General features: G+C 60.7%; 17 protein-coding genes. 13 read left to right on the top strand and 4 right to left on the bottom strand.

All coding sequences use genetic code 11. From position 1 onward, the window contains the following. Positions 1-263 precede the first annotated feature (263 nt). From WBP07_RS21660 to WBP07_RS21640, 5 genes are all read left to right on the top strand, one after another. Positions 264-668: a hypothetical protein gene (locus WBP07_RS21660; protein WP_395395936.1), complete on the top strand. Its 405-nt coding sequence runs from the start codon at positions 264-266 to the stop codon at positions 666-668. A 437-nt stretch (positions 669-1,105) separates the two neighbouring features. Then, positions 1,106-2,284, top strand: coding sequence for a DUF3500 domain-containing protein (locus WBP07_RS21655; RefSeq protein WP_395395935.1), 1,179 nt, complete (start codon positions 1,106-1,108; stop codon positions 2,282-2,284). After that, complete coding sequence (locus tag WBP07_RS21650) at positions 2,262-3,467, top strand: HupE/UreJ family protein (protein WP_395395934.1); 1,206 nt, start codon at positions 2,262-2,264, stop codon at positions 3,465-3,467. The genes WBP07_RS21655 and WBP07_RS21650 overlap by 23 nt, the downstream gene beginning before the upstream one ends. 184 nt (positions 3,468-3,651) lie before the next feature. After that, positions 3,652-4,014: a hypothetical protein gene (locus WBP07_RS21645; RefSeq protein ID WP_395395933.1), complete on the top strand. Its 363-nt coding sequence runs from the start codon at positions 3,652-3,654 to the stop codon at positions 4,012-4,014. A 131-nt stretch (positions 4,015-4,145) separates the two neighbouring features. Further along, positions 4,146-4,376 (top strand): hypothetical protein, encoded by a 231-nt coding sequence (locus tag WBP07_RS21640; RefSeq protein ID WP_395396518.1) that lies wholly within the window; start codon positions 4,146-4,148, stop codon positions 4,374-4,376. Here WBP07_RS21640 and WBP07_RS21635 read toward each other — a convergent pair. Continuing rightward, positions 4,310-4,768 carry a helix-turn-helix domain-containing protein gene (locus tag WBP07_RS21635; RefSeq protein WP_395395932.1) on the bottom strand — a complete coding sequence of 153 codons (459 nt, stop codon included), beginning with the start codon at positions 4,766-4,768 and terminating at the stop codon, positions 4,310-4,312. The two genes, WBP07_RS21640 and WBP07_RS21635, sit on opposite strands and share 67 nt — an antisense overlap. Positions 4,769-5,002: 234 nt before the next feature. Between WBP07_RS21635 and WBP07_RS21630 the strand changes: the two genes are divergently transcribed. Continuing rightward, entirely contained in the window at positions 5,003-5,962 is a 960-nt protein-coding gene (locus tag WBP07_RS21630; RefSeq protein ID WP_395395931.1) for an LLM class flavin-dependent oxidoreductase, read from the top strand. 78 nt (positions 5,963-6,040) lie between these two features. Here the strand turns inward: WBP07_RS21630 and WBP07_RS21625 are convergent, their stop codons facing one another. Then, a complete protein-coding gene (locus tag WBP07_RS21625; protein ID WP_395395930.1) occupies positions 6,041-6,997 on the bottom strand; it encodes an alpha/beta fold hydrolase in 957 nt (318 codons plus the stop codon). Here WBP07_RS21625 and WBP07_RS21620 point away from each other — a divergent pair. The 7 genes from WBP07_RS21620 to WBP07_RS21590 all read left to right on the top strand — a co-directional run bounded on the left by WBP07_RS21620 (position 6,996) and on the right by WBP07_RS21590 (position 17,960). Then, complete coding sequence (locus WBP07_RS21620; RefSeq protein WP_395395929.1) at positions 6,996-7,607, top strand: MarR family winged helix-turn-helix transcriptional regulator; 612 nt, start codon at positions 6,996-6,998, stop codon at positions 7,605-7,607. The two genes, WBP07_RS21625 and WBP07_RS21620, sit on opposite strands and share 2 nt — an antisense overlap. 84 nt (positions 7,608-7,691) lie before the next feature. Continuing rightward, positions 7,692-9,374: an FAD-dependent oxidoreductase gene (locus WBP07_RS21615; protein ID WP_395396477.1), complete on the top strand. Its 1,683-nt coding sequence runs from the start codon at positions 7,692-7,694 to the stop codon at positions 9,372-9,374. Positions 9,375-10,490: 1,116 nt separating this feature from the next. Then, positions 10,491-11,081, top strand: a complete 591-nt coding sequence (locus WBP07_RS21610; protein ID WP_395396475.1) for an RNA polymerase sigma factor — start codon at positions 10,491-10,493, stop codon at positions 11,079-11,081. Between the two features lie 19 nt (positions 11,082-11,100). Continuing rightward, positions 11,101-12,069 carry a FecR family protein gene (locus tag WBP07_RS21605; protein WP_395396474.1) on the top strand — a complete coding sequence of 323 codons (969 nt, stop codon included), beginning with the start codon at positions 11,101-11,103 and terminating at the stop codon, positions 12,067-12,069. A gap of 131 nt (positions 12,070-12,200) precedes the next feature. Next, positions 12,201-13,109: a HEPN domain-containing protein gene (locus WBP07_RS21600; RefSeq protein WP_395396473.1), complete on the top strand. Its 909-nt coding sequence runs from the start codon at positions 12,201-12,203 to the stop codon at positions 13,107-13,109. A 184-nt stretch (positions 13,110-13,293) separates the two neighbouring features. Continuing rightward, positions 13,294-15,828, top strand: coding sequence for a TonB-dependent receptor domain-containing protein (locus tag WBP07_RS21595; protein ID WP_395396472.1), 2,535 nt, complete (start codon positions 13,294-13,296; stop codon positions 15,826-15,828). Between the two features lie 5 nt (positions 15,829-15,833). Continuing rightward, the gene (locus WBP07_RS21590; RefSeq protein WP_395396471.1) at positions 15,834-17,960 is read left to right on the top strand and encodes an Atxe2 family lasso peptide isopeptidase; all 2,127 of its coding nucleotides are present in this window, start codon (positions 15,834-15,836) and stop codon (positions 17,958-17,960) included. Here WBP07_RS21590 and WBP07_RS21585 read toward each other — a convergent pair. Then, positions 17,947-19,692, bottom strand: coding sequence for an asparagine synthase-related protein (locus WBP07_RS21585; RefSeq protein WP_395396470.1), 1,746 nt, complete (start codon positions 19,690-19,692; stop codon positions 17,947-17,949). The genes WBP07_RS21590 and WBP07_RS21585 overlap by 14 nt on opposite strands. After that, on the bottom strand, positions 19,689-20,354 hold the full coding sequence (locus WBP07_RS21580) for a lasso peptide biosynthesis B2 protein (protein WP_395396469.1): 666 nt from the start codon (positions 20,352-20,354) through the stop codon (positions 19,689-19,691). The genes WBP07_RS21585 and WBP07_RS21580 overlap by 4 nt, the downstream gene beginning before the upstream one ends. Positions 20,355-20,358: the final 4 nt, after the last annotated feature.

The following is a 20,358-nucleotide window of genomic DNA, read 5'->3' as shown; positions in this document are numbered from 1 at the left end:
TATTGACTTGCCGCGAGCTTCAAGGGATACCAGCCCGCAATCGGGCTGATGCGGGGCTTCTTTTGACCGTGAGCACAGCTCTTCGAACGTGTTCCCGTCCCAGAGGAATGGGGTGGAGCGGAGAGCTCATTCTTGCCAGTCAACCCGAACAGGTCCTCGCCCAAGCAAGTATCGTCGATGTCTGCACAGGATAGCGGATCGATCGCGGGCGCCGGTCAGCTAAGCCGGTCGGGCCGACCGAGCTCGGACGGGAGCAAAGCTGCGTGAGGCAGATGCGCGTCATCCTGATAGAACTCTGCGGAATGGCGATCTTCGCCGCGCTCATTGGCTATATGGGGCCCTTTGGAACGTATTTTGACGCAAATTTTCCTGCCCGGGCCTGGAAATGGGGGCTTTATCTGATGGGCGCCTACGCCATGGTCCGCCCGTCGATCTTGTTGTGGTCGTGGGTTCCCAATGCGACCAAATTGCCGCGCCGTTCCGTCATTTTTTTGGGGGTGGGGCTCACCAGCATACCCCTTGCATTGGCGTGGTACTGGAGGGGCGGCGATCTCGTCCAATGCTTCCATGGTTTCGTCGGCGTTGTGCCATTCGCGTTCCTCTGCGCAGTCGGTGTCCTTTGCATCGCAAGGTCTGCCGAGAGCCTGGATCTGTGGATGCAAAAGTAACGATCGCGCCGCGTTTCCATCCCTTACGGCAGAATATCCGGCGATAGTGCCATCGTGCGGGCGATCTGGCCGCGTTCAGAAGACGGTGAGTGACCGCCTCAACCCTGCCTTCCTTTGTTTGTTGCAAGAAGAGAAGGTCATTTCCTAGAACATGGGCGGCATCCTTCGCCGTTTTCCTAGTGCCCAGCCCCTACCTCGATCGTCTGTGAAGATCGAGGTGGAGAAGCCCTGCAAAATAAGCCCCGTCTACAGTTGGCCAGAAGCTTTCCGGATGCCGTGCGCGTGCGGCTTTTACGCTTCGTCACGAGGTGTATGCTTGCAGGCATTGGAAAGCGGGCTGTGCAATTTGCGAGAAATTTGACCGCAATCGATCAACCGTAAGTCGACGAAAGGCGACTGTTTAGCCCGACGATACGCCGGGTGGGTTGGAGGGATTGATGGAAGCGACCGTTTATGGCCGAGTGAGAAACGCGCGCCGCGCGTTCATGGTAACCAGCCTAGCATGCGCGGGTTTGATTCTGAGCTCTTGCGGCGGCGACGATTCTTCCTCTGGCTCGACAACGAGCACTTCGAGTTCAACTACGACATCGTCCTCGACGACCTCGAGTTCGGGTACTTCCACCAGCTCGTCAACAAGTTCCGGCACCTACACGACCTCGACCTGCTCGGCGACGAGCGGGCAGGGAGCCTACGTCACCTGCCTTGCAGCGAATTACCTCGCCACGCTCAGCACCGCGCAGCAGACATCCAGCATCTATACCCTGAGCCAGACGAACGCGACGAACTACTGGTCGAACCTGCCGACAACGTTCGTGGCCCGCCATGGCATCGCTCTGTCAGCCCTGACCGACACCCAAAAGGAGGCGGCGGAAGCGCTGCTGGCCGGGGTTCTGTCGACCCAGGGCCAGACGACGATGGCGAATCTGCGCGCTGCCGACGAGTACCTCAAGAATAATGGCGGCGGCAGCGATTATGGCGAGGATCTCTTCTACATCTCGTTTCTTGGCACGCCATCCACCGGTTCGCCTTGGATCCTCGAGTTCACCGGCCACCATTACACGTTCTTCTATGCCCTCGACGCATCCAACGCACCGGTCAGCCTGACGCCCAATTTTGTTGGTGTGGAACCCAAGAGCTACACGTCGGGAGGCTCGACCCTCACGCCGATGGCGTCTGAGCACGATGCTATGAAGGCGGTACTGGATTCCTTCAGCACCAGCCAACTGGCGGCAGCAAAGCTGTCCACCTCTGTCAGCGATCTCGTGGTTGGCCCGCAGGCCGACGGCAAATATCCTTCGACCCAGTCGGGCATTGCCGTCTCGGCCCTCGATTCCAGCCAGCAGGAACTCGTGAAAGCGGCAATCGCGACGTATGCGAGCGATGCCAACGGTACCGGCCAATACGATGCCTATGTCGCCGGCACGGCGCTGGGGAGCACCTATATCTCGTGGTCCAACTATTCCGACCTGGCCACCCAGGGATCCTACATGCGGATCGACGGCCCGCGCATCTGGATTGAGTTTTCGGTCCAGAGCGGTGTCGTGTTCAGTGCCACCCATTACCACACCGTCTGGCGGGACAAGACTTACGACTATGGCGGCAATTTCAGTTTCTAAGCCGCAACCGGAACAGAGCGGCCATCGATACCGGTGGCTGCAAGTTCTCATCTGGGCGATCCTCCTTGCAGCATTCTCGTCCTCGCCGGCATCAGCACACGCGATGCCTGATTCCGGCGTGGCGGTCCGCATGCACGAAGGCCGGTGGCTGTTACGGTTGACCTTGCCCTTCGACCGGCTTGCCATGGCCCTGATCTCCACTGGAAGGATGGCCGATCCAGGCCGGGGTTTCGTGACTTATCCGGTTCCGGACAGAAGGGCGGTCGAGACCTATGTGCTCGACAATATGCGCCTGGTGGGCGGCGGCGGGCATGCCTGGAAGCTCAAGGTGCTTTCCGTTCAGCAACCTGCAGCGAATGCACGCAATTGGATCGTAGATGTCGAAGGTCGCGTTCCGGCAGGCGAAGATCCACGAAGCGCAAGGCTCGGCTACGATGTCATTATCAGGGACGTCATCCCGGATGCGGCGATCGTATCGGTGGATCAAGACTGGCAGGGCGGCGTATTGCCCGGCCACCCCCGGGTCTTGGGAAAGCTGGAAGGCGATCAACGATCGATCACGGTCGGAGGAGCTGGCCGGACCAGCCTTGCTGCGCTGCTCTCGATGTTCGGGCTGGGTATGGAGCACATTGCGGAAGGGGCGGACCACATAGCCTTCCTTGTCACTCTGCTGCTGACGGCGCCGCTATTTGCCCGCAACGGCAGCTGGATTGCCGAGCGGAACAATCGCCGGGTCCTGGCAAACACGGTGTGGCGCGTCACGGCCTTCACGGGTGGGCACACTCTATCGCTGCTGGCAACCTCGCTGGGGCTTCTGCCTGCGGCAGGGCAGGGCGTGGAAGTGCTGATCGCGCTTTCTGTCGCGGTGTCGGCCGCGCATGCGCTGTTGCCGATCTATCCGCGCAGAGAGGTCTGGATCGCTGCAGGTTTCGGGTTGGTTCACGGCATGGCATTCGCGACGGCGATCCGTGAGCTTGATCTTTCCACATCACAGACGGTGATGGCGACGCTGGGCTTCAATGTGGGCATCGAACTGGCGCAACTCTGTATTGTGGCAGTCGTCATGCCTTTGCTGCTCTTGCTGCGAGGGAGGGGCGCCGAGCTGCTCGTTCGCCGGTTAGTCGCCAGCGCCGCATTGCTCGCAGCGCTATGGTGGGCCGTCAGCCGGATGCTGGGTGAATAAGGCTACTTGCCCCCTAGAGGTGCTCGCGGGTGGAGCAGGCGGTGATGCAATGCAGGCTTGCTGAGCAACTCGATCAATTGAAATCCCGAGGTTTGATCTTGATCCCCTCGGTAGGCGGGGCAGAACTCATTCCTGATCCCAGCCTCAGGTCGGGATCGCAGAAGTCGCGTGGGTTCGGCCCTAGATGATGGACCGCCGCGTCGCGTGGGTCCGGCGTCATTGGGCTCCTGACGCTGTCGATGCGGCCTACCGGATAGCCGATTTCCTAGCTGCTTCGCCTTACCATAACGGGGAGCTTGAGGGAATCCTGGTCGATGAGGTCCTGCCCGCCTTCGCGCCCAATCTCTTGACTGTCGCAGGCGAATGGGCGCCGTGGAGTGAGGATGAGGTTCGCGGGATCATGATCAAGGCGGGGGCGAGGGGCTTTGTGCTTAGGCGGATTGCGCGCCTGGTCGCCCGGCCGGTGAAGAAGGATGTCCTTGAAGAGTGGAGGCGGGTCTTGCGCGTGCTCGAACTGCGGCGAAGGGCGGGGCTGAGCGAGCGTTGAGGGGCGTGCAGAGTAGCAATGCGCGTGTCGCCCGCGCCTACGAGCAGATCTCCTTCCCAGTGCCCCGGCACAGCGCGATCCCCGGCTTCAGCAGGCCACTCGCGAAAGGAGACTATGTTAAGGATCTTGCCGTGACCATGCCTGCCCTTCGCCCCTTTGGCCTGGCGCATCTGGCGCCTGGTGCGCAAATGCGCGGTCAATTCCTTCTTGAGCACCCCGCCAGACTGGATGAAGAGGCTGCGATGGATCGCTTCGTGGGATATCCGCATATCTGGATTGTCCGGATATTGTCGCTTCAGCCAACCCGCAATTTGCTGTGGCGACCATTACAGCGCCAACTTTTGCGCCACGCGCCAACGTAGCCGGCCGTCCAACAGCGCTTCGGCCGCAGGGCGCGATCCCAGGCCAATTCATCCGCACGCGCCGCGCGATAGGTCTGCAAACCGCCATTACGCCCGATTTCCCGGCAAACCGTTGAAGGAGATCGTCCGAGCGAACCCGCTATCAATCGGATCGAGCCCCCTGCCGCGATCCCGCGGGATATCTCCTCACGTTCACTGAGCCTCAACGCTGAAGCAGCTCTACAACGTGGTAGCGGAGCTATCCCGCCATGCAGGGCTACGATCCGTTGAACGCCCGACTTGTTACGCCGCTCCAGCGCCCGTGGAATAGATGAAATGCTTTCTCCCCGCTTCCACCGCTCCCACAGCTCGACCTTCTGTGCTGACGTGAACCAGATCCGTGAAACCACCATCGCTCACCTCCTCATCCTCTCAGATTAAAGGTGTTGCGGTGATCCGTTGAATCCACCGCCAGTTGCTCGCCATTCGGTAGCACGGTTGCAAAAGGCAGGATTTTTCTAGGCCCGCGGAGGCAATCACACACTGTCTGCAAAAGGCGGGCGGCCGTTAAGGCCTTAAACAACCCGCTCTTGAATGCCCCCACCCGTTCGGTCCAGGTCGTCCCTGACGGTTGGTCGGGAGGATCCATGTTTGCATCATCGCTGAGCTTCGACATGAGGTCGGCACCGTTCGGCACGTCCCATGCAGAACTCTACGCAGAGGCCCTCGACATGATTGCCTATGCCGACGAGAACGGCATCGAAAATGTGACCCTGTCCGAACATCATGCATCAGAAGACGGCTATATCCCGGTGCCTTCGCTCTTGGCCGCTGCGGCGGGCGGCCGCACCGAGCGGATTGCGATCACTCTTGGCGCCATCGTCCTGCCGCTTCACGATCCAGTGAAAATCGCCGAACAGATCGCAGTGACCGACCTAATCTGCCAAGGGAGGTTACATACGATCCTCGTGGCGGGTTGCGCGCGACATGAGTTCGCAGCCTTCCGGCGTTCATTCGGGGACCGCGGCGAGCTTCTGGATCATGGCCTGGAAATTCTGGTGCGCGCACTTGCCGGCGAGCGGTTCATGGACGGCGATCGTGAAGTCTTCGTACGGCCTCTTCCGCCGGGGCAACCCAAGCTGCTGGTAGGTGGCGGAGTCCGCGCGTCGGCCCTGCGTGCCGCACGCTTCGGGCTCGGCTTCTGGCCGATGAACGAGGAATTGCTTCCAGTCTATCACGATGCTTGCCGCGACCTTGGCAGGTCGGTCGGACCAATCATGACGACAGCGATCGGGGTACATGTGGCGGAAGACGTCGAGCAGGGGTGGAATGATATCGGCCCCTACATATTGCACCAGATGCGCGAGTATGCCCGGATCAGCGGGAGTGCGGACGATTCCCACTCTCCGATGCATGGGCTCCTGACCATGGAGGCGGTGCGAGCGTCGGGAGTGGTTCAGGTCGTGACGCCCCCTGAATGCGCGGAGCTGGCTTCTCGTGGTCCTATCGCCTTACTTCCGCTGACGGGCGGATTGCCTCCGGCGATTGGCTGGAAAAGCCTGGAGCTGTTCGTAGGCAAGGCCTTGCCTCTTACGGATCTGCAATGACGGCTTCGTATCTGAAGTCAATTCTCTGTGGCGCGGGTTTGACGGAGCCCGGCGATCGACGGAAAATGGCTGACCATATTAGAATTCGGTCGCGTTTCGGCGGTCCGTCTCTCCTGCATTGTCAGATAGTAAAGGCTGGAGGTGGGCGAGCAGTTCGCGCAGGAAGTCATCCGGTTGGTTGATGTGGACAAAGTGGTGGCAGCCTTCGAACCGGACGAAACCTTTGGCGGGTGATTTCAGCCGACCAAAGTAATCTTCGGCAAGTTCGTACGGTGTCTGCGGATCATGGGTCCCCATGAACACGAAGATCGGTACCTCAAAATCCAGTCCAAGCGCAGGAAGGTCGATCGCCCACAGGTCGTCGATCAGTGCACCGCACGAGTATTGAAATCCCCGTGCGACAGCCTCCCGGTCCTCCGGCGTGACATTGGCAGGTCGGACCGGAGGCTTGGGCGCCACAGCGTCGCCGGCCCCTCCGACGAGCTTGTCCCCAAGGCCACGAACGGTCGCCAGATCCTGCAGTCTGACGTACGGTGGCTCTCCGATCTCGGCGAGCGTAGACAGAGCGGCCGCATCCCCTTGCTCGCGCGCCCACCGCAAAAGATTGGCGCGGTTGAGCTTCTCATTCTCGCGGAAATTGACCAGTTGGCCCGTCCCGACGAATGCACCGAAGAGATCCGGCCTGCGTTTCACCATGTGGATGCCTACGGCCGATCCCCAGCTGTGACCGAGAACGAAGATCTGCCGCGGACCAATTTGGCTCCGAATGAAATCGACGACTTCCAGGCCGTCGGAGACGATTTGCGCGAAACTCATCGGCCGACAATGTTCCGGCCCATTTTCGACGTACGTCCTTCCTGCGCCGCGTTGGTCCCAATACGCTAGGGTAAAGTGGCGTTTCCACGGGCCCCAGCCACCGCGAGTAAACAAGGATGATGCACCTGGACCGCCATGGACAATCAGCAGGACGGGATTTTCGTCGCGTTCTCCCTCGAACTCGATCCACTGCGGAATTCCGCCGATCTCGACAAACATGTGCCTGTCTTCCCCGTTTCGCTACGATCTCCATATAAGGACAGTCTTTGTACTGCAGAAGAGGGGCAGCCAGGTGACATCAACACGGCGACAAGTGCCAGATCGCGATGCGCGCAGGGCACAGAGCTTCTACGAAAGGAAGGGGGTGGATTTCGACCCAGGCTTCATCGGGCCCCTGTGGCATGTTCTTGGCTTGGCGCAGATGCTGACCACGGACATCGACCGTATCGTCCGGTCTACCGGGCTCTCCGCCGCCGATCTCGCGCTCCTGGGAACCATCAGGATCGCCGCGCCCGATGTCCTGCGATCAACCGATCTTGCAGCAAAGCTCCATGTGTCTGCAGCGGCGCTCTCGGCGCGGATTGCACGGTTGGAGCACCTTGGGCTCGTCCGCCGCAGAGGGCAGGAAGGGGATCGCCGTGCGCTGGAAGTGATACTGACGGAAGCGGGCGAAGCAATGTCGGACGAGACGACCCATGCCGTTTCCGACGAAGCGGCATTTGCCCGTCGGTTTCGAGCATTACCTCAAGAGGAGCAGGCTGCCTTGGCGTCGATCCTGGGGAAACTCCACGACCTCGTTGACCGCGACTACCTACCTACAAATCGATAGAATACTTAAGCCCTACATCACCGGTGCCTTGGCGGAGCGATCCTTTCCCGCGTAAAATTCGCACGAAGCGGCGAGGAAGGCATTATGAGTCAGTTTGACGAACACTTCGACTGGGTTGTTGTCGGCAGCGGCGCGGGCGCCTTCAGTTCTGCCCTCGTCATGCGAGACTCGGGCAAGTCGGTTGTGATCCTCGAAAAGACCGATGTCTTTGGAGGTACCACGGCGAAGTCGGGCGGCGTTATGTGGATTCCGGCCAATCGCTTCATGTTGGCGGACGGTGACGAAGACAGCATAGAGGCCGCAACGACATATCTTGATGCCCTGCAGGAATTGGACGGCAATCCCGCTCCAGGAACCTCACCCGCAAAGCGCCTCGCCTATGTCACCCAGGCGCCTCGTGCGATCGACTTCCTGGTCGGGCAGGGCATTGAGCTGCAACGCGGTGGCTCTGCTTGGCCGGATTACTACGATGAGCTTCCCGGTGGGTGCAAAAACTCTCGCACCGTCGTGGCAAAGCCCTTTGATCTGAAAGAGCTTGGGTCGTTGCGGCGGTTGTTGCGGCGAGGATTTGCTGAGTATCACGTGACCCTTGTTGAAGGGATGGAGACAAAGGGGCACCCCAGGACCAACAAGGCTGCAGGCAGGCTTATGAGGCGCATCATCGTGCGAACGGCGCGCGATATGCTCCTCGGACGAAAATACACCACGGCAGGCGCCGCCCTGCAGGGCCGTCTCCTGAAAGAAACTGCGAAAGCCGGTGCTGATCTGCGCCTTAAGACGCCGGTGAACGAACTCATCGTCGACGAAGGAACCGTCACCGGGATTGTGACGGTTCGAGATGGCAAACCATGGCGGATCGCCGCCCGCCTGGGCGTTCTCGTCAACGCTGGTGGTTTCGCTTGCAATCAGGAGATGCGAGACAAATTCATTCCTGGAACGCGAACGGTATGGTCGCAGGCTTGCGAAGGGGACACGGGTGACATGCACAGCGAACTTGTTCGGATTGGAGGCACCCTAGCCCAAATGGACCAGATGGTGGGCTACCAGATGACACCGGCTCCGGGCAGTGAGAAGGCCTATGTCATGCCTGGCGCCCAGGCGATGACGGGAAAGCCGCATGCGATCCTCGTCGATGGAACCGGGGTCCGCTACATGAACGAAGGTGGCAGCTATGAGCTTTATTGCGAAACCATGCTCAAGCGCAGCCGGGTAACACCAGCGGTTCCCAGCTGGGCGATCTTCGATCGGCAATACGTTGAACGCTACAAGGTCGCCGACAACTTCATTGACAGGACTATTCCCAAAGGCTGGATCGAAGCAGGATATCTCCACCGCGCAAATACGATCGAGGAGCTGGGACGCCGCCTCGATATTAACCCGGCCACGCTGGCCGCAACGGTCGCTCGGTGGAATGCTTTCGTCGAACGGGGCGTTGATGAGGATTTCCAACGTGGGGAGCGGGCTTACGACAATTGCGGCTTTGTCGGGGACCCGTATTCGGACGCCAGCTCTCTCGGAACCATAGATCGCGGCCCGTTCTACGCAGTGCCGGTCGTACCGGGAGACGTCGGCACTTTCGGAGGGATCGTGACGGATGAGATGGGACGCGTGATTAAGGCCAATGGGGGCACATTCGCAGGACTTTATGCGACCGGTGTGACGACGGCGTCGGTGATGGGCAATGTATATCCCGGGGCAGGGGCTAGCATTGGACCCTCGCTGGTCTTTGGTTTCATTGCCGCTAAGCATGCGGCGGGTTTGGATTAAAGGCTATTCGGCCGGGTCAGCGATCCTATCAATTCGTGAAAGCTTGCGGCCGCCGCGAAAGCGGCGACATGCTCATCGTAACGAAGTTAGCGATAGCTATCCCTGAGATAGCTCCTTGGACTGGCCGTACAGCTCAAAAATCCTCGGAATTCGCACTTCAATCTTGAATGCAGCCGCCTACAGCCATCCGGGATGATAACACAAAGTATGTTAAATCTCAGGCGTCGGGGCCGGAGCGATGCTTCTCGTTCCGAGATTTGATGCCTCGTGCTATTTTCCTCGCCACGAGGGTTATTGTGTTGTCGCCTAGATTCTGTCTTTGACGACACCGTCTGAAGCTGCATGAAGCGGGCCATGGGATAGCCGAATTGTGTGACAGAAGCAGCCGCGATGGTATTAGCCGAAATCTTCGCAGCCGCGCAGACCGGCCCAAAACCTTAGTCGGCATGCGGGGATCGTTAGATCGCAGTTGCGGGCCTATTGTCGTGGGGAATGGGCTTTTTAAAATACGGCGTTGATTTCAATGCGAGGCAACTCTTGTCGGCAGGAGCCGATCTGAACATATTTTAATGGGACTTCGGTCCAATGCTTTGTCATAAGCAACGGGATTGTGGCGGCAGTCGATGTTTAACGCGACGGAACCAATGGTTCGGCTTCCACTAGACGCGACAACAGTTGTCGCTTTTGTCGTGGTCGGCGATCTGGAACTGTCCGGGTGGCTGAAGCGCATGTCCAGGTTGATCATGACTAAAGGCCTCGGCCCATGGCTCAAGCCATCGGTAACCCTCACGCCCGGTCTTCTTTGCGTCTCATCTTTGTGGAAACGGCCACTTGCTTTGCGTGCGTTGATCCGTATTCTCTTGGCACGCCGCTATTCGGCGTGAAGGTGAACCAACCGCCTTTCAGGAAAAATCGCTCGGTGTACGCATCCGGGCCGCTGGCGTGAATGTCCAGGCCTCCGGGCTAAAGACGCCGGTAATCGATTCCAAGTGGTTGGTCCCGCTCGGCATTCGCCGAGCGGTCTCCGTCAGGAGAATAGCCCATGGTCATGGGCAAGATGAGCGCGCACGCCATGCGCGTAGTTCACGCCCTTCTTCAGGTAGGAGGGGTGCCAGCATGTGCCTGAAGATCGACGACGACCCTTCGCCTGTTCGATTTCTTGACGAAGGTGATCCGCTGCCTCCGGAAGATCGCGTTCCGATCTGCAAAGGGGATTGGCTGGACCGACTTTACAGGTCGCACCGTGACAAGCTGGTGCGGTTTGCCACTCGGCATATCCAGCGAGAACACGCTCCCGATATTGTGCAGCAACTTTTCGCCCGCCTGGCAGTCAGGCGAGACGGCAATCCATTGGCTGTCGAATTTCCCGATGCCTATTTGCGGCAGGCGACGATCAACCTGATCCGCAGCGAGGCGCGCTACGGCCGACGTCGCTGTACTAACCTACATGTTTGCTCCGATGACGTGCCGATCACGGGTGTCGATGGCGTCTCGGCTTCCGAGGCCCGCGACATGTTGGTTAGGCTGGAGGAAATCATGGCGGAGCTTGCGCCCCGAACCCGAGAAATCTTCCTCGCGCACCGCTTCGATGGTTTTACCTATGGAGAAATTGCGACCCGTACCGGGCTCAGCGTCAAGACCGTTGAAAAGCACATGAGCCGTGCGATCGGGCACGTAACCCGCCGTTTGAGCAATGACGGAGGATAAAAAAGTCCATGGGGACCGAATGAGCCTGGAGCAAGACGCAGATGACTGGTTCACTCGAATGCGCGGACCCGGTGCTAGCGAGGCTCGGCCGCAGTTCGAAGCATGGTATGCAGTTCCCGCTCATGCCGAAGCCTACGAGGAACGGGTGAGGTCGTTCGACACCGTCATGTTCCTCGCCAGCACGGCAACGGTCAGGAACCGAAATCTGGGCGCCGCTCGGCCGTGGGTCTTCCAAACTGCGTTTCGCAAATACGCGGCCGCGACCATCGGGTTGATGTTGGCAGGGGCACTCGTCCTCATCGTTGCGGAACGTGGTTCCGGCAGCCCTCAATTGCTCTCCCGAATGGAAGTCGCATCGCTGGAGCAGGCGCCCAGACGGATATCGTTGCCAGACGGATCGACGGTGATCTTGGACCGAGGATCGCGAATGCAGGTTTCGTTCGATCGAAGCCAGCGCCGGTTGCGACTACTGGTCGGCAGGGCCCGCTTTTCGGTTGCCCACGAGATCCGTCCATTCATCGTCGAGGCCGGAGCGGGGAGGATTATCGCCCATGGCACCCTGTTCGATGTCGAACTGACCCAGGCCAGTGTACGCGTCGCTCTGTTGCAGGGAGCGGTGGAAGTGCGCGAAGCCGGCGCGAACCAAGGGCGCAAACGGCTTGAACTGGCTGCGGGGCAGGCAACGACAATCGAGCGGGGATCAGTCGGCGAGCCCTCAAAGATAGCTGCCGCCCAAAGCCAATGGCCAAACGACATGCTGATTCTTGACGGTGTGGAAATCGGTGCAGCCGTCGCAGAATTCAATCGAACCACTCCGGTGCCTGTTCTCTATGAAGTGCAGTCCGGCAGGGTGATGAAAGTGACCGGGGCGTTCAGGCGGTCGGATCCCGAAGCCTTCGCGCGGCAGTTGGGCGCGACTTTCGGGCTTGGAGTGGAGGCGCGCGAGGATGGCAGCTTTGCGCTCGTAAATGGGCCGCGCTCGCAATAGTGAATTTGAATGCGGACAATTTCGCCCAGCTTGGCATGGCCGGCATGCCAGGGGGAGTGCCAGGCACGACATCGGCCGGAGGGTAATGAAAGTGTTGTCTTGCCCCTCAACTCGTCTAGAATCAGCGGATTATGAAGACCGATCTCGATCACCTGCCCGAAGAGAAGCGTGCGGACCTCAAGCGCGTGGTGGAGATCGTTTTTGCCGAGTTCGCGGATGTCCTGGCGCTCGCAATGCAAGGATGGAAAAAGCAGGGACGGATCATGAAAGTGATCCTCTACGGCTCTTATGCGCGCGGCGACTGGGTCGCCGATCAGGTCGGCGGTTATTTTTCGGACTATGATATCCTCGTCGTCGTCAACGACGAGCGCCTGGCAGACGAGGCGGAGTACTGGGGCAAGGCAAAAGACCACCTGAACCGCGCCTACGACATCACGCACGTTATCTCGGCGCCGGTTGGCCTGACCGTGCATTCGATGGCGGACGCGAACTTCCAGTTATCGCGCGGCAGGCCGTTCTTTGTCGACGTCGTGCGCGAGGGCGTCGTTCTCTACGAACTAGAAGCCCAGCAGTTTGAATTACCCAAGCCGCTGGATACCGGATTGGCCCATATTGAGGCCGAGAACCACTTCAATCAGTGGTTTGAGAGCGCCAGCCGCTTCCTTGCATTCGGTAAAATGGGTGTGCAGCAAGGCTGGAACAACCAATCCGCTTTCCTGCTCCATCAGGCGACGGAGAACTTCTACCATACCGTGCTTTTGGTACTGAAGCTCTACAGCCCCAAGTCGCATAACCTGAAGTATTTGCGCGGTCGGGCAGAAGACATCGCCCGCGATCTGATCCCGATCTGGCCCCGCGACACCAAGTTCGGGAACCGGTGTTGGGAGCTGCTCTATCAGGCCTACGTCAAAGGCAGATATTCTCCGCACTATGTCATCCGGGATATCGAGCTCGAGTGGCTCGTCGAGCGGATCGAACTGCTCGAGGCGCAAGTAAAAGCGATTTGCGAGAGCCGCCTGGGTAAGTCGGGCGGCAAGTAGCAGGCCCTCATAACAGATGTCGCGGCGGGCGGGCTTGCTGCCGCGACGGTGAAAAGCGTAGATTTGCGCCCTGTTAGGCAGTCGGGAAAAATATTTGCGCGCAGCGTAGGGTGTTTTTTCAAAGACGTCGATCCGTCTCCGAAAGGTCCCGCTGAGAGCGGGCCTCGGGGACGGAGGTTCATAAGTGCGATACCAACTACTGGCGTGCTGCAGCTTGGCTGCCGCCGCGACGATGATCTGTGCGCCGGCTTCAGCCAAGGATGAGACCAGGATTGCCGTGCACCTCCCGGCGCAGCCGGTTTCCGCGTCGCTGCGCGACATCGGGAGGATATTCGGCCGCAATGTCGGTGCCGATGACGCATTGGTCCGGGACCGGATGGCGGCTCCGGTCGATGGCTATCTGACTTTCGAAGAGGCGGTCGCGGCGGCGCTGTCCGGCACCGGATTGAAATTCAGCCCTTCCGCTGGCGGGGTTGTCGTCAGCAAACGGACGCAGGGTGATGCCGATGAGGGCGGCATCGTCGTGACCGGCTCGCGCATTCGAGGCGCACCGGTCGCCTCGACCCGGCTCACCTACGGCCGCGAAGAGATGCGGAATGCGGGTCAGGCCAGCGCAGCCGATGTCATCCGCGCCATCCCGCAGAACTTTTCGGGCGGCCAGAATCCCGGGGTCGGAGCCAATGTCACGGGCGGCAAGAGCGTCGACATGGGAGGCGGCTCATCGATCAACTTGCGCGGGCTCGGCAGCGACGCCACGCTGACGCTGCTCGACGGTCGCCGCCTCAGCTTCGACGCGGCGATTCAGAGCGTCGATGTTTCCGCCATTCCCTTCGGTGCGATCGAGCGCATCGATGTCGTTCCCGACGGCTCCTCGGCTCTGTTCGGGTCGGATGCCGTAGCGGGTGTCGCCAATATCATTCTTCGCCGGAAATTCGACGGGCTTGAAACGACGGCGCGGATCGGCAGCTCGACCGACGGAGGCTATTTCCAGCAGCAGTACGGCGCAACGCTTGGTAAGGTGTGGTCCTCCGGCAGTGCTCTCGTTTCTGCCGAATATGGAAGCAATTCCGGTATCTGGTCGAGCCAGCGGTCTTATCTCCAGAATCGCACGCCGGGGGTCGAGGTCTACCCCTCCATGCGCCATCACAACGCCGCTGTTACCCTCCGGCAGGAGCTGGCGCCGGGCCTGACACTCGATCTCGATGGCATTTACAACAAGCGGCGGCGAGAACAGACGCTGCCGCTGAACGCTGCGGGCGATCTGTCGGTAAGTCGGTACGACTCGTTCCAACGGACCGAATCCTGGGCGGTCGCACCGTCGCTGACCCTCGACCTACCCGCCAACTGGCAGGTTTCGCTGGCTGGCAGCTATGGCTGGAACAAGGTCTATTACAGCGTTGACACCACTTACGGCGCGGTGGCGACGAATGCCGGTTACGGCTTTTATCGCAACGAGACCGCGAACGTGGAACTGAGCGGCAACGGCAAGCTCATCGACCTTCCAGCCGGGGTGGCAAAGATTGCAATTGGCGGCGGGTTCCGCCGCGACATGTTCAATCGGCAGACCTATCGCGGCCTCACGGAATTTGTCGATCGGACGAGGGACAGCCTCTACGCCTTCGGCGAGCTCAGCGTGCCGGTGATCTCACCGGACCAGGAATCTGCGCTCGGCAAGAGCCTCGATCTCAGCATGGCGGCGCGCTACGAGCACTATTCGAATGTGGGGTCGGTGACGACGCCCAAGCTCGGGCTCATCTACGCGCCGGTTTCCGATGTCACGCTCAAGGCAAGCTGGGGCAAGTCGTTCCGCGCGCCGACCTTTTATGAACAATACATGCCGATGCCTGGCTACCTCTACAACGCGACCACGTTTGGGGGCACGACGGGCACGGTCATCTATGTCGTCGGCGGCAATCCAGAGTTGAAGCCGGAGCGATCGACCAACTGGTCGGCGACGATGGCATTCCATCCATCGGCGCTGGCAGGTGCCGAACTCGAGGTCAGCTATTTCAACATCCACTACCGGGACCGCATTGTCACGCCGATGGCCTACCCCCGTCAGGCCCTGACCAATCCGGCTTACGCGGACTACGTCACTCTCGATCCCGACGAAGCCACACAGAATTCGGTGATCGATCGGATGGTGTCGTTCACCAACCTGACGACCACAGCCTATGATCCCGGCGGCGTGGTCGCGATCGTCGACAATTCGAACATCAACGCCGGGCGGCAGAACATCTATGGCATCGACGTGCTTGGCCGTTACAGCTTCGACCTCGCAAATGGACGTCTGAGCGCCGCGCTCAACGGCAGCTATCTCCACAGCGAGCAGCAACTGCAATCGGGACAGGCATTCACGCAGCTGGCGGGCACACTGTTCAATCCGCCTCATTTCCGGGGGCGGGGAGAGCTCGGCTGGGCCAAGGGCGGTGTGACCCTCACTGCCGCGATGAACTATATCGGTTCGGTCGAGGACAAGCGTACGGCAGTCCCGGTGAAAGTCGGAAGCATGATGCCGGTCGACTTCACGGTGCGGTACCGGACGGATGAGCAAGGCGGCCTGCTTGGCGGCATCGATGTGATTTTCTCGCTGCAGAACGCGTTCAATGACAAGCCGGATACGATCGCCACGACGTCGTACACCGACACAGCCTACGACAGCACCAACTACACGCCGTTCGGCCGCGTCGTCAGCCTGTCGGTGACCAAGAAATGGTAAGGACGATGGTCAGCCTGCTCGCGATTGCGGCCCTGAGCATGGGAGCGCAGCCTGCCATTGCTGCCTGTGACGACGTGTTGCCAGAGCAGGGCATGGCAGCCGCGCAGGAGCGCCGCGATATAACTCCGGCGGATCTGGTCCGACTGCGGGACATTGGTTTCCCGGACGTCGTCTCCGGTAAGGTCAGTCCTTTCGCGTTTTCGCCGGACGGGCGCCTCATAGCTTTCGTGGTCACACGCGCGGAGCCTACCGACAATACGATCTGCAGCGCGCTTGTGGTCGCGCCGCTGGATGGCAAATCTGTTGAGGGAAAGGGGAGGGCGCGTGTCCTGGATATCGGCGGTGCGCTTCCCTTCTCGAGAGGCGTTTATCGCGGCCTTTTCATCAAGTCCGGTATCTCCGCGCTGATAACACCGGCTTGGTCGCCCGACGGCAAGAGCATCGCCTACCTCAAGAACGTCGGCGGCGTCGTGCAGGTTTATCGGGTCAACGTGGACGGCAGCGGAGGCGGCGCCGCCACACGTGCCGAGACGGATATCGAAGATTTCTCCTGGTCGCCCGACGGGTCGCAAGTAACTTACCTCGCGAGACCAGGAGAGCTCGAGTCTAGCCGCCGGACGGAGGAGGCTGGTCGCTCCGGGTGGCTCTACGACTCGAGCGTACTCCCCAACGAATCCCTGGATCCGCGGGCCTGGGTCGAGGACATTCCTCTCAAGGCGTTCACTGTCGATCTTGCGACGGGAGCGGCGAGGGCAGCAACCGAGGATGAACGCCTGCGCGTCGTCCCGGCGCCTCCTACGGGGACGTTCTATGAACTGGGAACCCACTCCGCTGACGGCGCGGAGGCGTTGACGAAACGCTTGAATGCCAATCCGAACGCTGACCAGCGTCTCTGGGTCAGGCTTGCCGGTAACAGGGAAAAGGCGTGCGCTCGCGCGGAGTGCACCGGCCGGATTGTTCAGGCGTGGTGGGATGCGGCCGGCAATTCGCTTGTTTTCCTGCGAAGGCAGGGATGGAACCGGGAGGAATGGGCACTCTACCGATGGGCCCCGGGAAGCGACAAGCTGTCCCTCATCGTTCGCACGTTCGATGCCCTCACCGGTTGCATTCGCGCGGGGGAGCAACTCGTATGCGGCCGCGAGAACTCGATCACACCCAGACGCGTTGTCGCCATCGACCTTGCGTCGGGACGTAGCCGGACGATCTTCGATCCCAATCCGGAATTCAACCAATTCAGGCTGGGCAAGGTCCGGCGATTGCGCTGGACCAACGATCGTGGTCTGGAGGCTTGGGGCGATCTTGTGCTCCCGCCGGGATACGATGGGAAGTCGCGTCTGCCTCTGGTCATCACGCAGTACCACAGCCAGGGTTTTTTGCGGGGCGGGACGGGTGACGACTATCCGGTCTTCCCGCTCGCCGCCAAAGGCTTCGCTGTCCTGAGCTTCGAGCGGCCACCCAACGTTTCATCGATCACTCCGGGGGTGTCCGACTGGGACGAGGCTCTGACGGTCCAGTTCAAGGGATGGGCCGAACGGCGCAGCCTTTTCTCGTCGGTGGATCGCGGTATCGACACGGCTATCGCGACGGGTTTCGTCGATCCCGGGCGCATTGGCATAACCGGACTCAGTGACGGTGCCTCGACGATCGAGTTCGCGCTTGTCAATTCGCGGCGCTTTGCGGCGGCAGCCATGAGCACTTGCTGCGACGACATGCTCAGCTCGATGGTGCTTGGCGGCTTCGCGTGGGGCGAGCACAACATCAAGATCGGGCTGCCGCCTTCGGTCGATAACGATCGCGACTATTGGCGCCCGGTCTCGCTTTCGGTAAACGCGCGCAAGATCGACACCCCCATTCTCATGCAGCTCGCCGACCGCGAAACGCTCCTAGCTCTCCCAGCATTCGGGGCGCTTCGGGAAGCCGGCAAGCCAGCCGAGATGTTCGTCTATCCGGACGAGTATCACGACAAGTGGCAGCCTGCCCACCGCCTTGCAGTCTATCAGCGCGGCATCGACTGGTTCGACTATTGGCTTCGGGGGACACGCGATCCCGACCCGGCGAAGCAGGATCAATATGCACGGTGGGACAGGCTTCGCGATCTGCGAGACAAGGCGAAAGTGGCTAACTTGCCGTGATCCCGCGCGCCCAGCTTTCCGCATCCACCAACTGAAGGATCCTGCCGTAGGTGGTTCCCGTAAGGCGCTCGTTGTCCCTGAGCGCCTTGGCGAGCGCGTTCGTGTCAATCACGCCCGCGCTCGCCAGAATGCCGTCCAGAAGGTGCTCCGTCATGGTGCCTCTGTTTCGCTCAAGCAGTGCAAACAGGAAGCTTTCGGGATTACCCTTCCCTCGCCGCCAGACGATTTCCTGGGGCAGGAGGGTTTCGAAGGCCATGCGCGCCGCGGCACGATTGTTGCCGCGCGCAAACCAGTGCCAGCTCGGAATGGCGAGGCAGAGCTCGATCAGCGGCTGGCAAACCAGGGGAGCGATACAGTTCAGTTTGGTGCCATGCGGCCCATCTTCCGCGTAGCCCTGAGCCGCGATCAGGATCGCGATGTGCGCGCCGCGGCCGGGTAGTGCGAACTCGGGGGGCGGCAACCACGGATGGATGGCGACTTTGGAGGCGAGCGCCTGTGCGTCGGGCGTGAGCAGGCGCGTGTCCGATGGCATTCTGTAAGGCCGCACACCCTGCCATGAGCGCCGCCGCGCCTTCCAGCCCACCCGCCAGCGCGACGCTCCGGCGAGTTCGGCGATGTCGTCGCGCACCTGCCGAAAACGATGAATGCCGCCCGGATCGAGAAGGCAATCGGCGGCGAATGCGGCGGAGCGCAGCGAGCAGAACACATTGTCGCCGCCTCCGCCGTCGACGATTCCGTCGCATCCTATCTCTCCGGCCACGTTCGCAGCGGTTTCGAACACAAGTTGCTGATATCCTCTGGCGACCGCACGTGGTGTGCGCGTGGCGCCCAAGTGCGCGAAGTCGTACTCGGTGCCTTCCGCTGCCCGTTCCTCGAGACGGCGATCCACATGCCGGGCGACCCGGCGCGCAAAGTCGCTTTCGTCGCCGGCATGATCCCTCGTCCTTATGTTCAGACAGGAGAAGTCACGGCCTGCTGCCGCGAGGCTCGCAGCAAGGATCGAGGAATCAAGGCCGCCGGAAAGCATCAGGAGCGGATTGGAAAGCTCCGAGGTTTGTGTGGTGACAGAGACTGTACACAAATGACGAAGCCGGCGCGCGGCGTCCTCGGCATCGTCGATGCTGCGTCTGGCGACGGGGAAGGACCAGGGCGACCATATGTCCTCAAGGCGGATCCCGGCAGGCTCGATAAGCAGACGGGATCCGCCCCGGAGTTCCTCGATCCCGGCGAGCGAAGTCGTCGCAAGGCGGACATCGCCAAGGACCAGCTGTCGTGCGATCTCTTCGAAATCGAGGGTAAAAGGGGCGCCGCTTGCGGACCGGATGAGGTCGATGTCGGACGCGGCGATGGCGCCGTGGCCCGTGCGCCTAAAAAGGCAGGGCAGGCGGCCGAAAGGCGCGCGAACCAGGGATGTGCCGTTCGGAGTACAAAGGATAGCGACGTAGGCGCCCCAGAAAGCCTCGAACAACCGGGTTCCGGCGGATTTCAGGATCGCGCGGCGTGTGTCTTCGGATAGGGTCGTCAGACGGCCATGGTCGCCGGACTGATAAACCGCTCCGATGACGATGCCGTCGTCATCCAGCCAAAGGGTTGCGGCCGGATCGTTGCACGCGACGATCACCTCCGGTGTCTGGTATGCAACCGTGAGCTCGTTTTGGCTTGCAGCAGCCAGCAGCTCGGCGCGGTCGGTTTCGGAAAGGTCGATCCCGGCAAGGAACCGGTCGTTCTTCATACGACGAGGATCGGCGTGAACACGTCCGTCCTTTCACGACATTCGTTCATTAACATGCCGTCCACCTGAACCCAGGCGTGCGCTGCGAAAGGGGTGAGCCTGACGCCGAGGATCAGCATCGGGCTTATGCGAAGGGAAAGCAGCCGGTGCGCAATGGCGAGAGACCGGGGCAGGCACTGTCCGTGCGCGCCGATTATCCCAGAGGCCATTCGGAAGGATGCGGCGACGCGGGAGAGGTTCCGCTCTCGCGCAGCATCCGAGATTGGGAGTGCTTTTCCAATGACTGCCTTTCGATTGATCAGATGTTGGATCGTGACCGCGAGCCCGCGTACTTTGAGTTCCGTCCGGCTTCGCAATATCCATCCGATCGCTGCAAGGCGATCATGGAACATTAGGTTCTGCGGATCACCCCGCAATTCGCCGGTGACCGCAGGGGCGAGGCAGTGGGCAATATCGTTCACCATTTCCTCGGCGATCAGCAGGTTCCCGGCTTGCAGGCGTTTCGGAATCGATCCGCTCTGCGTCCGCCCTTCGATCAGGGCTCGAAAATCTGCCTCGATGGGAGGCGAGAGACAGAAATACCGATCCGACGGCAGATCGAGGAAAACGAGCCTGTCCCCGGCTAAGCAGAAGGACAGTCCGCCTGGCAGTGCATAGACCATGACG

This window comes from Novosphingobium oxfordense, from assembly GCF_044029435.1.
In the GTDB taxonomy this organism is placed as follows: Bacteria; Pseudomonadota; Alphaproteobacteria; order Sphingomonadales; family Sphingomonadaceae; genus Novosphingobium.
Note: the sequence above shows the minus strand (reverse complement) of the source record. Positions and strands in the feature narration are given on the sequence as shown.

Coding starts and splice junctions, on each gene's coding strand:
- WBP07_RS21615 (WP_395396477.1), top strand. CDS start 7,692: ATGAGTCAGTTTGACGAACACTTCGACTGGGTTGTTGTCGGCAGCGGC.
- WBP07_RS21590 (WP_395396471.1), top strand. CDS start 15,834: ATGGTCAGCCTGCTCGCGATTGCGGCCCTGAGCATGGGAGCGCAGCCT.
- WBP07_RS21580 (WP_395396469.1), bottom strand. CDS start 20,354: ATGGTCTATGCACTGCCAGGCGGACTGTCCTTCTGCTTAGCCGGGGAC.
- WBP07_RS21585 (WP_395396470.1), bottom strand. CDS start 19,692: ATGAAGAACGACCGGTTCCTTGCCGGGATCGACCTTTCCGAAACCGAC.
- WBP07_RS21600 (WP_395396473.1), top strand. CDS start 12,201: ATGAAGACCGATCTCGATCACCTGCCCGAAGAGAAGCGTGCGGACCTC.
- WBP07_RS21650 (WP_395395934.1), top strand. CDS start 2,262: ATGGCGGCAATTTCAGTTTCTAAGCCGCAACCGGAACAGAGCGGCCAT.
- WBP07_RS21630 (WP_395395931.1), top strand. CDS start 5,003: ATGTTTGCATCATCGCTGAGCTTCGACATGAGGTCGGCACCGTTCGGC.
- WBP07_RS21645 (WP_395395933.1), top strand. CDS start 3,652: ATGATGGACCGCCGCGTCGCGTGGGTCCGGCGTCATTGGGCTCCTGAC.
- WBP07_RS21635 (WP_395395932.1), bottom strand. CDS start 4,768: ATGGTGGTTTCACGGATCTGGTTCACGTCAGCACAGAAGGTCGAGCTG.
- WBP07_RS21620 (WP_395395929.1), top strand. CDS start 6,996: ATGTGCCTGTCTTCCCCGTTTCGCTACGATCTCCATATAAGGACAGTC.
- WBP07_RS21655 (WP_395395935.1), top strand. CDS start 1,106: ATGGAAGCGACCGTTTATGGCCGAGTGAGAAACGCGCGCCGCGCGTTC.
- WBP07_RS21625 (WP_395395930.1), bottom strand. CDS start 6,997: ATGTTTGTCGAGATCGGCGGAATTCCGCAGTGGATCGAGTTCGAGGGA.
- WBP07_RS21605 (WP_395396474.1), top strand. CDS start 11,101: ATGAGCCTGGAGCAAGACGCAGATGACTGGTTCACTCGAATGCGCGGA.
- WBP07_RS21610 (WP_395396475.1), top strand. CDS start 10,491: ATGTGCCTGAAGATCGACGACGACCCTTCGCCTGTTCGATTTCTTGAC.